Consider the following 12,314-nt stretch of genomic DNA (forward strand, 5'->3'; position numbering starts at 1 on the left):
AAGTAATATATGAGTGTATGTAAGTAATGCATTCCAATTTTGATTTGAGAAAAAATAAATAGAATGAATTTTGATTTTTTTGAAAAAACATATTGACAATGAAAAGAACAACGTCCTATAATACGTGTAACAAATAAAAGTTAATTAAGAATTTTCTAACTTTATATGTTGTATATGCAAAGAAGAGGAAAGTAGATGATTATGATCGTTTCAGAGAGCTACTCCAAGGCTGTGAGGGTAGTAACAATCGAATCATTGAAGATCACCTCGGAGCATCGCTTGCGAAAGGGAAACTGAGTAGAGGGCGGCGGCATCGTCTCCGGTAAAAGGACGGAGGTCTGATTGGACCTACAAAGCTTATATTTCGTGAGAAGTATAAGGAAGCTGAGTGGTAACGCGAAACTCTCGCCTCAGCAATCAAAGCTACTAAATTGTAGTAGTTGATTGCTGAGGCGAGAGTTTTTATTTTTAAAAATAGAAGAAGAGAATGCGTAGAAGAGGAGAGTAAATGATAAAGATTGTTTCAGAGAGCTGCCCCGAGGCTGTGAGGGTGGTAACAATTCACTCATTGAAAATCACCTTGGAGCACTACTTTTGAAAACTAGTAAAAAGTAGCGGGGTTGTTCCCGATAGAAAAACAAAAGTCTAATTGGACTTGCAGAGCTTATATTTCGTGAGAAGTATAAGGAAGCTGAGTGGTACCACGATTCCCTCGTCTCAGCAATGGATTGCTACAAGTATGTAAGTAATCGATTGTTGAGACGAGTATATTTTTAAGGTTTATATACTGAATATTCTGTTAAAAATACTCATCTCAGCAATCGATGTAGAAATAGATTGCAAAAAATAGAGAAAAAAAGAGGAGCGATGTGAGATGGGAAACCAGTACATTTACATGAATGGGGAATTTGTAGAAAAAGAAAAGGCAGTTGTTTCAGTATATGATCACGGTTTTTTATACGGAGACGGTGTATTTGAAGGGGTTCGTAGTTACGGAGGAAATGTATTTTGTTTAAAAGAACATGTGAAACGATTGTATGAATCAGCGAAATCTATTTTACTAACAATTCCAATGACGGTAGAAGAAATGGAAGAAGCAGTTTTACATACACTCCAAAAAAACGAATATACTGATGCTTACATTCGCTTAATTGTCTCAAGAGGAAAAGGTGACTTAGGGCTCGATCCGAGAAGTTGTGTGAAGCCGAGCGTAATTATCATTGCAGAACAATTAAAGTTATTCCCACAAGAATTTTATGATAATGGGCTAAGCGTTGTATCGGTTGCATCAAGACGTAATACGCCAGATGCGTTAGATCCACGTATTAAGTCAATGAATTATTTAAATAACGTACTTGTAAAAATTGAAGCAGCACAAGCAGGAGTGTTAGAGGCTCTTATGTTAAATCAACAAGGATATGTTTGTGAAGGTTCTGGCGATAATGTTTTCGTTGTGAAAGATGGAAAAGTGCTAACCCCGCCATCCTATTTAGGAGCATTAGAAGGTATTACGAGAAATAGTGTTATCGAGCTATGTGAACGACTGAATATTCCGTGTGAGGAAAGACCATTCACTCGCCATGATGTATATGTAGCGGATGAAGTATTTTTAACAGGAACAGCAGCGGAGTTAATTCCAGTTGTAAAAGTTGATTCGAGAGAAATTGGAGATGGGAAACCAGGAAGTGTAACGAAACAATTGACCGAAGAATTTAAAAAATTAACGAGAGAAAGAGGAGTACGTGTTCCTGGGCTGACGGAAAGCTTAGCATAAATAAGGAGAGGAGTTAATGGAAATGAAGCAGCAGTATACAGCGTATGAGAAGTTACAGTATGAAGAAATGACAGGCGCTGGGCACGTGATTCAATGTTTGAAGAAATTGGGTGTAACGACCGTTTTCGGCTATCCAGGCGGAGCGATTTTACCAGTATACGATGCGTTATACGAAAGTGGTTTGAAACATGTTTTAACTCGTCATGAGCAAGCTGCCATTCATGCGGCTGAAGGATATGCGAGAGCTTCTGGAAAGGTCGGGGTAGTCTTTGCTACCTCTGGCCCAGGGGCGACAAATTTAGTTACGGGTTTAGCAGACGCTTATATGGATTCGATTCCTTTAGTTGTCATTACCGGGCAAGTTGCAACGCCTTTAATTGGTAAAGATGGATTTCAAGAAGCGGATGTTGTCGGAATTACAGTACCTGTTACGAAGCATAATTACCAGGTTCGTGATGTGAATCATGTATCACGAATTGTGCAAGAAGCTTTTTACATCGCCAAAAGCGGGCGCCCGGGACCAGTATTAATTGATATTCCAAAAGATGTTCAAAATGCAAAAGTCACCAGTTTCTTTAATGAAGAAGTTGATATTCCGGGGTACAAACCAGAACTTGTACCAGACAGCATGAAACTTAGAGAGGTGGCTAAAGCAATTTCAAAATCTAAGCGTCCACTTCTTTATATTGGAGGAGGTGTCATTCATTCAGGTGGATCCGATGAACTCTTCGAATTCGCAAGGGAGAACCGTATTCCAGTCGTTTCAACTTTAATGGGACTTGGTGCATATCCACCGGATGATCCATTGTTTCTAGGGATGCTTGGTATGCATGGGACATACGCTGCTAATATGGCGGTAACAGAATGTGATTTACTACTTGCATTAGGTGTTCGCTTCGATGATCGTGTAACAGGAAAATTAGAACTTTTTTCTCCAAACTCGAAAAAAGTACATATTGATATTGATTCTTCTGAGTTTCATAAAAATGTAACTGTAGAACATCCGATTGTTGGTGATGTAAAAAAAGCGTTACACATGCTGTTACATATGTCTATTTATACACAAACAGACGAATGGCTTCAGAAAGTAAAGACATGGAAAGAAGAATATCCACTTTCTTATAAGCAAAAAGAATCTGAGTTAAAACCACAGCACGTGATCAACTTAGTAAGTGAATTAACGAATGGTGAAGCGATTGTCACAACAGAAGTAGGTCAGCATCAAATGTGGGCTGCTCACTTCTATAAAGCAAGAAAACCTCGGACGTTCCTTACCTCTGGAGGATTAGGAACGATGGGGTTTGGTTTTCCAGCAGCAATTGGTGCTCAGCTAGCTAAAAAAGAAGAACTTGTCATTTGTATTGCAGGTGACGCTTCTTTTCAAATGAACATTCAAGAACTACAAACAATTGCTGAAAATAATATCCCTGTAAAAGTATTTATCATAAATAACAAATTTTTAGGGATGGTAAGGCAATGGCAAGAAATGTTTTATGAAAATCGTTTATCAGAGTCAAAAATTGGATCACCAGATTTTGTGAAAGTAGCAGAAGCTTATGGAGTAAAGGGATTAAGAGCAACAAATTCAACCGAGGCGAAACAAGTGATGTTAGAAGCATTTGCTCACGAAGGTCCTGTCGTAGTTGATTTTTGTGTAGAAGAAGGTGAAAACGTATTTCCGATGGTTCCGCCAAACAAAGGAAATAACGAAATGATTATGAAGAGGTGGGAAGAATGAGTCATACTTTTTCACTCGTTATTCATAACGAGCCAAGTGTCTTATTACGTATAAGTGGGATTTTTGCTCGGCGTGGTTATTATATTTCTTCTTTACATTTAAACGAAAGAGATACTAGTGGTGTTTCTGAAATGAAACTCACAGCAGTTTGTACTGAAAATGAAGCGACATTACTTGTTAGTCAGTTGAAAAAATTAATTGATGTTCTGCAAGTAAATAAATTATAAGGAGTGTATGGAATATGAAAACATATTATGAAAAAGATGCAAATGTAGAGTTATTACAAGGGAAAACTGTTGCAGTAATTGGTTATGGATCACAAGGGCATGCGCAAGCACAAAATTTACGTGATTCTGGTGTAGAAGTAGTAGTTGGTGTTCGTCCTGGTAAGTCGTATGAAGTAGCGAAAGCGGATGGGTTTGAAGTAATGTCTGTTTCAGAAGCGGTTCGAACCGCACAAGTTGTACAAATGTTATTGCCAGATGAACAGCAAGCACATGTATATAAATCAGAAGTAGAAGAGAATCTCCGTGAAGGACAAATGTTACTTTTCTCACATGGATTTAACATTCACTTCGGCCAAATTAATCCGCCAAGTTACGTAGATGTAGCAATGGTTGCGCCAAAAAGTCCAGGTCATCTCGTTCGCCGTGTATATCAAGAAGGAAATGGTGTTCCGGCATTAGTCGCAGTGCATCAAGATGCGACGGGAACAGCGCTACATGTAGCATTAGCGTATGCAAAAGGTGTAGGTTGTACACGGGCGGGTGTAATTGAAACGACATTCCAAGAAGAAACCGAAACGGATTTATTCGGTGAGCAAGCTGTACTTTGCGGCGGGGTAACTGCACTTGTGAAGGCCGGGTTCGAAACGTTAACGGAAGGTGGATATCGCCCTGAAATTGCATACTTTGAATGTTTGCATGAATTAAAGCTAATTGTTGACTTAATGTACGAAGGTGGATTAACGACTATGCGCCATTCTATTTCAGATACGGCAGAGTTTGGAGATTATGTAACAGGATCGAGAATTGTTACAGATGAAACGAAGAAGGAAATGAAGCGTGTTTTGACAGAAATTCAGCAAGGTGAATTTGCGAAGAAATGGATTTTAGAAAATCAAGCAGGGCGTCCGACGTATAACGCAATGAAAAAAGCAGAGCAAAATCATCAATTAGAAAAAGTGGGAGCAGAGCTTCGTGAAATGATGAGTTGGATTCATGCACCGAAAGAATTAGTAAAGAAATAGAGTAAGAGAGTATAAATGAAAAATATGTAAGAGGGGATTTGACAAGATGAGAAGTGACATGATTAAAAAAGGTTTTGATAAAGCGCCGCACCGTAGTTTATTAAAAGCAACTGGTTTGAAAGATGAAGATTTTGATAAACCTTTTATAGCGATTTGTAATTCTTTTATTGAAATTATTCCAGGGCATAAACACTTGAACGAGTTTGGGAAACTTGTAAAAGAGGCAGTTCGTGCGGCAGGTATGGTACCATTCGAATTCAATACAATTGGAGTTGACGATGGTATTGCGATGGGGCATATTGGTATGCGTTATTCTCTTCCGAGTCGTGAAATAATTGCAGATTCAGTAGAAACGGTTGTAAATGCACACTGGTTTGACGGCATGATTTGTATCCCAAACTGTGACAAAATTACACCAGGTATGATGATGGCTGCACTACGTATTAATATTCCGACTGTGTTTGTTTCAGGCGGCCCGATGGCAGCAGGAAAAACATCTAAAGGAGAAGTTGTTGATCTGAGTTCCGTTTTTGAAGGAGTAGGAGCTTATCAATCTGGGAAAATTTCAGAAGAAGAATTAAAAGATATTGAAGATCATGGCTGTCCATCTTGTGGATCTTGTTCGGGTATGTTTACCGCGAACTCTATGAATTGTTTATGTGAAGTGTTAGGTTTAGCTCTTCCTGGTAACGGGAGTATTTTAGCAATTGATCCAAGACGTGAAGAGTTAATTAAACAAGCAGCAGAGAAATTGAAAATTTTAATTGAAAGAGATATTAAACCAAGAGACATTGTAACGGAAGAAGCAATTGATGATGCGTTTGCGCTTGATATGGCGATGGGCGGTTCAACAAATACAGTGTTGCATACATTGGCGCTCGCGCAAGAGGCTGGATTAGATTACGATATGAACCGTATTGATGCCGTTTCAAGACGTGTACCACATTTATGTAAAGTAAGCCCTGCTTCCAATTGGCATATGGAAGATATTGATCGTGCGGGCGGGATTAGTGCAATTTTGAAAGAGATGAGCCGGAAAGAAGGAGTACTTCATCTTGATCGAATAACTGCTACGGGGCAAACATTAAGAGAAAATATTGCTGAGGCAGAGATTAAAGATAAGGAAGTTATTCACTCTCTTGAAAACCCTCATAGTGAGGAAGGAGGATTGCGTATATTAAAAGGCAACCTTGCGAAAGATGGAGCGGTTATTAAAAGCGGTGCAACAGAAGTAAAGCGTTTTGAAGGACCTTGCGTTATTTTTAATTCACAAGATGAGGCACTTGCTGGCATTATGCTTGGGAAAGTGAAAAAAGGAGATGTAGTTGTCATTCGTTATGAAGGACCAAGAGGTGGCCCTGGTATGCCAGAAATGTTAGCACCAACATCAGCAATTGCTGGAATGGGATTAGGTGCTGAGGTTGCATTATTAACGGATGGACGTTTCTCTGGAGCTTCACGTGGAATTTCAGTAGGACATATTTCACCAGAAGCAGCAGCGGGCGGGATGATTGCACTTCTTGAACAAGGGGATATTGTATGTATTGATGTTGAAGAACGTTTGTTAGAAGTAAGAGTGAGTGATGAGGAATTAGAAAAGCGTAAAAAAGAATGGAAACGACCAGAACCGAAAGTGAAAACTGGCTGGCTTGGACGTTATGCACAAATGGTAACATCGGCGAATACAGGGGCTGTTCTGAAAATCCCAAATTTTGATTGAGCCAATTTAAAAGAGATAAGGATGATATATAATGGTGCAAAAGGTAAAGGAGAGAGTGAAAATTGAAGATATCTTAATGGCTCATAATTGCATGAAAGATATCGTTATTAAAACACCGTTACAACGTGATACAGTTTTATCTGAGAAATATGATTGTGACGTTTATGTAAAACGAGAAGACTTACAATTAATTCGCTCTTTCAAAATTCGTGGTGCATACAATTTGATTCAAAGTTTACCGAAAGAAAAGTTACAAAACGGTGTTGTTTGTGCAAGTGCTGGTAATCATGCGCAAGGAGTTGCTTATACATGTAATTTATTGAAGATTCCGTCGAAAATATTTATGCCCACAACAACACCGAAACAAAAAGTATCACAAGTACAATTTTTCGGTGGTGATTTCGCAGAGATTGTATTAGTTGGTGATACATTCGATAGCTCTTTCCAAGAAGCACAGTGTTATTGTGAAGAAAATAGAATGACATTTGTTCATCCGTTTGATGATCCGTATGTCGTTGCTGGTCAAGGGACAGTGGCAGTTGAAATTATGCATGATATGGAGAAACCGGTTGATTATATCTTTACAGCAATCGGTGGTGGTGGATTAGCATCAGGTGTTGGTACATATGTAAAAGGTGTTAGTCCTACTACAAAGGTTATTGGTGTAGAACCGATGGGAGCTGCATCTATGAAAGAGGCTTTTCTTCAAAATGATAATGTCGCATTAGAGAAAATAGATAGTTTTGTTGATGGGGCAGCGGTTAAAAAGGTAGGAAAGTTAACTTTTGAAACTTGTAAAGATGTAATTGATGACATTGTTTTAGTACCAGAGGGAAAAGTTTGTACGACGATTTTAGAACTGTATAAGAAAAATGCGATTGTAGCTGAACCGGCTGGTGCACTCTCTATTGCAGCACTTGATTTATACAGGGATGAAATAAAAGGTAAAACAGTTGTATGTACGCTAAGTGGTGGAAATAATGATATTGATAGAATGCAAGAAATGAAAGAGCGTTCGCTCATTTATGAAGGACTGAAACATTACTTTATCATTGAATTTCCGCAACGTTCAGGTGCGCTAAGAGAATTTCTTGATAAAGGATTAGGACCAGAAGATGACATTACGCGCTTTGAGTATATTAAGAAACATAATAAAGAAAATGGTCCAGCATTAGTCGGAGTAGAATTAAAACATAAAGGAGATTATGAGCAATTAATTACTCGCTTTAAAGAAAATAATATTCAATTTATGGAGCTTAATAAAAACCCTGTTTTGTTTGATTTGCTTATTTAATAGAAGGGAAGAGTTAGCATCTAAATAAAAAAGATAGATACAAGCGAGGAAATATAGTGCTTGTTCTATCTTTTTTATAGTTAAACTAGAACATAAAAGTAGAACTGCTATAGACATTTTATAAATATTCTCTAACAAACTTACATTTTCTAATAAGTCTTTCAGCATGTTTATCACCTATTCTGTAAAGTATATTACAGAGAAATAGATCTTGAACTGTCTAGTTTCGTTTGTTTTTTATTTTCCCTGTATCATCAATTTCTACATCAGTTGAAATTGTTTGTAAATATTGAAGAGCTTTTTTCTTTTCTTCCTCATTTACAGGGGAAACTTGGTTGTTGCGAATGATATAAGGATTGAATGACATTTGGACATCCTTTCCTTTAAAAGTTAAAGTTAATACGCCAGTTTCAGCGCTTTTCCCATTCACATAACTCGGGAATAAAAAGTTACCTAATGAGTAAGCGATAGGAACTTTATTATAATACTCAAACCCTTGTAACCAATGTGGATGGCTTCCGACAATTGCGTTAGCTCCTGCTTCAACCATTTTAGGTACATATTGCTTTTGGTATTCTACCGGACGATTTGATTTTTCAACGCCCCAATGCATATAGACGATTAAATAGTCTGCATCTTGTTTTTGTTCTTTAATTGTTTTTGTTACAAGATTTAAATCATAGCCATTCGCAACGCCAGGTTTATTCTCACCAGCTACCCAATTAGAATCAGGCATAAATCGAACGAAGGAAAGAAATTTAAATTTTTTCCCTTTTACGGTCATTTCTCGTGCTGTATATGCATCTTTCGCATTTTTTCCGGCTCCAGTGTAAGGGAACTTTAATTTTTCTACGTGAGAAATCGTATCTAATAATCCATCTTGCCCATAATCAAGTGTGTGGTTATTCCCAATATTTACGATGTCATATCCAGTGTTTTTAATAGCTTGTAGTGTAGATGGATCACTTTTAATCCAAAACAGTTGCCCAGGTGCTTTCTTTTCTTTCGTTGTAAATGCCGACTCTAAATTCACAAAAGAAATATCAGCTTTTTTTATTTCTTCTTTTACATGTTGGAATGGGTAATCAGCCCCATTCTTTTCGATTATAGGACGTAATTGCCAATCAAACATTGTATCACCAGAGAAGGTGAGTGTGATTTCTTGGTCTTCTATTTTCTTTTCGCTTTTTGAAGCGGTTTTACTAGATTTGTTTTGCAAATCGGGTTTGTCTTTTGCTTTTGAAATAAAAGAGTAATTGATTAATAAAACAATCGGTGTAATGAAAAAGGCTATTAACAAAAATCGTTTTAGTAAAGTTTTCATGTATACCTTCCCTTTTAATATTATCCCGCAATTAAATTAACACTGAATCTATTAAAGGTAATTAAAGTTACAAAAAATAGCGGGTTATGCAGTGGAAAACATTTGTTAATATTCTCAATATTAAGTTAACATATAGATGACCTGTAAATCAATGTATAAACCAAAATATAGAAATAAAGAATTCGAAGGGTGAAGAATGAGAAATGGTTATATTAGGAGCAGTTGTAAATGGAATTTGTATTATATTTGGTACTTTACTTGGTAAATTATTTAGTAGGATTCCAGAAAGTATGAAAGGGACGATAATGCACGCAATCGGTTTAGCGGTTACTGTGCTTGGGCTTCAAATGGCATTAAAAAGTGAAAACTTTCTTGTTGTCATACTGAGTTTAGTGATTGGTACGGTAATTGGAGAATGGTTACAATTAGAAGAAAAGTTAAAACATTTAGGGGATTGGCTAGAAAATAAAGTTGGATCGAAAGGGAAAGGTAGCATATCAGAAGGTTTTGTAACAGCTACTTTAATTTTTGCAATTGGCGCGATGGGGATACTTGGTGCACTTGACAGTGGGATTCGCGGAAATCATGATATTTTATTTACAAAGGCGATTATCGATGGATTTATTTCTATTATATTAACGACAACTCTAGGAATTGGCGTAGTATTTTCGGCGATTCCAGTTGTTTTATATGAAGGTGGTATTGCAGTTTTTGCAACACAAATTAATAGTTTTGTCTCGAAAGAATTAATGAACCAATTTATAGTGGAGATGACGGCTACGGGCGGCATTATGATATCTGCTATTGGATTGAACTTGCTTAGTATTATTAAAATCAAGGTGGCAAATTTACTTCCAGGTATATTGGTAGTGGGTGTAATTGTTTCAATTATTTATGGTTACGGTTTGTTAGTAAATTAGTAGAGGATGGAAACACATATGGAGGAATTTCAATTTACAAAACGTGTGCATAAAATATTGGAGATTGCAGCAAAAGAGAGTGAGTATAACATAATTCACCCAGTCCATCTGTTTATAGGTATGTGTAAAGAAGGTACAGGAGTTTGCGCTGAGTTATTTATGTATTTGTTTCACAAAGTCGGTCCAGATTTTTTAGAAAAACTTTCGTTACGAAAACAATTCGATTTACATAATCAAGAGTATAAAAAAATAGGGCAATATAAACTATCTTATAAGGCGATAGAAATTTTACAAATAGCGAAGAAACGTATGGAACGCTTTCAGCAAGTAGTAGTAAATGAAGGACATGTTATGTATGCATTATTTCGTGTAGATACAAATATTGGTGGATTTATACATACACAAATGCAAAAAGATATATTACGTATTACAGCTGCACCGAGAGACTTAGCGGTTGATTTAAATCGTTTTAAAGCTATTTATAATACATTATTTTGTCATGTAAGAAGAGTTAGTCCTTCTGATTTTGATAAGTTATCACGATTTGTAGTGGATGAATTTGGTGAACGGTGGTTACAGTCGGTTGATTATGGATTTCGGACATATAACGAAAAGTTACCTATCTATATTGCACAGCAGGAGGAAGTAATAGTTGGTTTCGCCTGTTACGATGTAGTGAGAGGAAAGAAAGGCTTGTTTGGTCCAATGGGCATAGCGAAACAAAATCGTGTGAAAGGTGTAGGAAAAGAATTATTGCATCATTGTTTATATAATATGAAGCAAGATGGATATGAATATGCGATTATTGGACAAGCAGGTCCCATTGAGTTTTACGAGAGAAATTGTAATGCTCGTTTAATACCGATAGATAATAAGTAACCAACTTCATATAGAGGAGTTGGTTTTATTATGAAAATGATGTAGAGATGTATTGGTTTTTACTAGAAAATAGCGGGTTTTGTAGTAAATCTTGCATATAAAGCAAATTACTAAACTTTTTACAAGAAAGGGTGTAGAATGGGTATCTAAAGAAAGAAGGTGTGAAAATGGCCAGCTGGAAACGGAATTTAATGATTTGTTGGCTAGGTTGTTTTACCACTGCAGCCGGTATGAGTTTAGTAATTCCTTTCTTATCTTTTTATATTGAGGAATTAGGAGTAACTGGCACTTCAAGCATTGCACAGTGGTCGGGACTTGCATTTGGTGTAACATTTTTAATGGGTGCGATCGTATCGCCAATATGGGGAAAGCTTGGTGATATACATGGACGGAAATTGATGCTTATTCGTGCTAGCCTCGGTATGGCGATTATTATGACGCTTATGGGGTTTGTAACGGATGTGTATCAACTAGTCGCACTAAGATTTTTAATGGGAGCAGTATCTGGTTTCCTTTCAACAGCGATGACATTTATTGCAGCAGAAACTCCGAAAGAACATTCAGGTTGGGCGATTTCCACAATTTCAACTGGTGGTGTGAGCGGTTCATTACTTGGCCCGTTACTTGGAGGTTATTTGTCTGAGTTAATTGGAATGCGTCATGTCTTTCTTGTTACAGGAGCTTTTTTATTCCTTTCCTTTCTCATCGTTTTTTTCTTCTTGCATGAAGAAAATCACTCTGCTCAAGCAAAAAAAACACAGCCGAAAAAAGTATGGACGATGGTCCCAGCGAAGCATTTAATTATTAGTTTATTTGTAACAACATTTATTATTCAACTTGCTAATATGTCAGTTCAACCAATTGTTACATTGTACGTGAAAAATTTAGTAGGTCCTCATACTGCACATATTGAAACAATTGCGGGTGCAGTTATGTCAGCGACAGGATTAGCAGTTATTTTGGCAGCACCAAGACTAGGAAGATTATCAGATCATATCGGTCCTCAAAAAACGTTAGTTGTAGCGTTGTTTGCAGCTGGAATTATTTTTATCCCGCAAGCATTTGTAACCTCAGCTTGGCAACTATTAATTCTTCGATTTTTATTAGGTATCGCACAAGCAGGATTATTGCCTTCCGTACAAACTCTACTAAAACAACATACACCAACCCATGTTACGGGACGAATATTTGGATATAATCAGTCGTTTCAGTTTTTAGGAAATATGATTGGGCCAGTGCTCGGGGGACAAATTGCAGCGCATGCAGGCTTCCAATATGTTTTCCTCTCTACATCATCACTATTATTTATTGCGTGTATTTGGGTTTATTTTCATAATAAGAACGAAGAAGTATCAGAGAAACAACGTTTGGAAGTTAGTTAACTAAGTGAATGAAAAAGAAAAAGGATGAAGCAAC

11 protein-coding genes and 2 other annotated features are annotated in these 12,314 nt (G+C 37.0%); of the genes, 9 read left to right on the top strand and 2 right to left on the bottom strand.

The genetic code is table 11. The features are described 5' to 3' along the window. Window positions 1-170 precede the first annotated feature (170 nt). Window positions 171-416, top strand: a binding site (T-box leader). Window positions 417-483: 67 nt separating this feature from the next. Beyond that, window positions 484-723, top strand: a binding site (T-box leader). A 151-nt stretch (window positions 724-874) separates the two neighbouring features. From ilvE to ilvA, 6 genes are read left to right on the top strand one after another with little or no spacing between them, the layout of a single operon-like run. Continuing rightward, window positions 875-1,774, top strand: a complete 900-nt coding sequence (gene ilvE / locus NST90_RS08985) for a branched-chain-amino-acid transaminase (RefSeq protein WP_000528164.1) — start codon at window positions 875-877, stop codon at window positions 1,772-1,774. Between the two features lie 22 nt (window positions 1,775-1,796). Continuing rightward, window positions 1,797-3,512, top strand: a complete 1,716-nt coding sequence (gene ilvB / locus NST90_RS08990) for an acetolactate synthase large subunit (protein WP_002153104.1) — start codon at window positions 1,797-1,799, stop codon at window positions 3,510-3,512. Beyond that, entirely contained in the window at window positions 3,509-3,739 is a 231-nt protein-coding gene (locus NST90_RS08995; RefSeq protein WP_000019916.1) for an ACT domain-containing protein, read from the top strand. Before ilvB ends, NST90_RS08995 begins: the two co-directional genes overlap by 4 nt. Before the next feature lie 14 nt (window positions 3,740-3,753). Further along, complete coding sequence (gene ilvC / locus NST90_RS09000) at window positions 3,754-4,761, top strand: ketol-acid reductoisomerase (RefSeq protein ID WP_000861137.1); 1,008 nt, start codon at window positions 3,754-3,756, stop codon at window positions 4,759-4,761. 46 nt (window positions 4,762-4,807) lie between these two features. Beyond that, on the top strand, window positions 4,808-6,481 hold the full coding sequence (gene ilvD, locus NST90_RS09005) for a dihydroxy-acid dehydratase (RefSeq protein WP_001255815.1): 1,674 nt from the start codon (window positions 4,808-4,810) through the stop codon (window positions 6,479-6,481). A 31-nt stretch (window positions 6,482-6,512) separates the two neighbouring features. Further along, on the top strand, window positions 6,513-7,775 hold the full coding sequence (gene ilvA, locus NST90_RS09010; protein ID WP_046392610.1) for a threonine ammonia-lyase IlvA: 1,263 nt from the start codon (window positions 6,513-6,515) through the stop codon (window positions 7,773-7,775). Here ilvA and NST90_RS09015 read toward each other — a convergent pair. Both NST90_RS09015 and NST90_RS09020 read right to left on the bottom strand, forming a co-directional pair. Then, window positions 7,695-7,943, bottom strand: coding sequence for a hypothetical protein (locus tag NST90_RS09015; protein ID WP_016122285.1), 249 nt, complete (start codon window positions 7,941-7,943; stop codon window positions 7,695-7,697). The two genes, ilvA and NST90_RS09015, sit on opposite strands and share 81 nt — an antisense overlap. Window positions 7,944-7,995: 52 nt before the next feature. Beyond that, the gene (locus NST90_RS09020; protein ID WP_016122286.1) at window positions 7,996-9,099 is read right to left on the bottom strand and encodes a CapA family protein; all 1,104 of its coding nucleotides are present in this window, start codon (window positions 9,097-9,099) and stop codon (window positions 7,996-7,998) included. A 203-nt stretch (window positions 9,100-9,302) separates the two neighbouring features. Between NST90_RS09020 and NST90_RS09025 the strand changes: the two genes are divergently transcribed. The 3 genes from NST90_RS09025 to NST90_RS09035 all read left to right on the top strand — a co-directional run bounded on the left by NST90_RS09025 (window position 9,303) and on the right by NST90_RS09035 (window position 12,280). Then, on the top strand, window positions 9,303-10,019 hold the full coding sequence (locus NST90_RS09025) for a DUF554 domain-containing protein (RefSeq protein ID WP_000236032.1): 717 nt from the start codon (window positions 9,303-9,305) through the stop codon (window positions 10,017-10,019). An 18-nt stretch (window positions 10,020-10,037) separates the two neighbouring features. Next, complete coding sequence (locus NST90_RS09030; RefSeq protein WP_000390856.1) at window positions 10,038-10,898, top strand: GNAT family N-acetyltransferase; 861 nt, start codon at window positions 10,038-10,040, stop codon at window positions 10,896-10,898. A gap of 167 nt (window positions 10,899-11,065) precedes the next feature. Continuing rightward, window positions 11,066-12,280, top strand: coding sequence for a multidrug efflux MFS transporter (locus tag NST90_RS09035; RefSeq protein WP_000179302.1), 1,215 nt, complete (start codon window positions 11,066-11,068; stop codon window positions 12,278-12,280). The last annotated feature ends 34 nt before the right edge of the window (window positions 12,281-12,314 follow it).

It is taken from the genome of Bacillus sp. FSL E2-8900 (assembly GCF_037966225.1).
Lineage (GTDB): Bacteria > Bacillota > Bacilli > Bacillales > Bacillaceae_G > Bacillus_A > Bacillus_A cereus.

Excerpts from the sequence above, each read along its gene's own strand:
- NST90_RS09030 (WP_000390856.1), top strand. The coding sequence starts at position 10,038 with ATGGAGGAATTTCAATTTACAAAACGTGTGCATAAAATATTGGAGATT.
- NST90_RS09015 (WP_016122285.1), bottom strand. The coding sequence starts at position 7,943 with ATGCTGAAAGACTTATTAGAAAATGTAAGTTTGTTAGAGAATATTTAT.
- NST90_RS09035 (WP_000179302.1), top strand. The coding sequence starts at position 11,066 with ATGGCCAGCTGGAAACGGAATTTAATGATTTGTTGGCTAGGTTGTTTT.
- ilvD (WP_001255815.1), top strand. The coding sequence starts at position 4,808 with ATGAGAAGTGACATGATTAAAAAAGGTTTTGATAAAGCGCCGCACCGT.
- NST90_RS08995 (WP_000019916.1), top strand. The coding sequence starts at position 3,509 with ATGAGTCATACTTTTTCACTCGTTATTCATAACGAGCCAAGTGTCTTA.
- NST90_RS09020 (WP_016122286.1), bottom strand. The coding sequence starts at position 9,099 with ATGAAAACTTTACTAAAACGATTTTTGTTAATAGCCTTTTTCATTACA.
- ilvE (WP_000528164.1), top strand. The coding sequence starts at position 875 with ATGGGAAACCAGTACATTTACATGAATGGGGAATTTGTAGAAAAAGAA.
- ilvA (WP_046392610.1), top strand. The coding sequence starts at position 6,513 with ATGGTGCAAAAGGTAAAGGAGAGAGTGAAAATTGAAGATATCTTAATG.
- ilvC (WP_000861137.1), top strand. The coding sequence starts at position 3,754 with ATGAAAACATATTATGAAAAAGATGCAAATGTAGAGTTATTACAAGGG.
- NST90_RS09025 (WP_000236032.1), top strand. The coding sequence starts at position 9,303 with ATGGTTATATTAGGAGCAGTTGTAAATGGAATTTGTATTATATTTGGT.
- ilvB (WP_002153104.1), top strand. The coding sequence starts at position 1,797 with ATGAAGCAGCAGTATACAGCGTATGAGAAGTTACAGTATGAAGAAATG.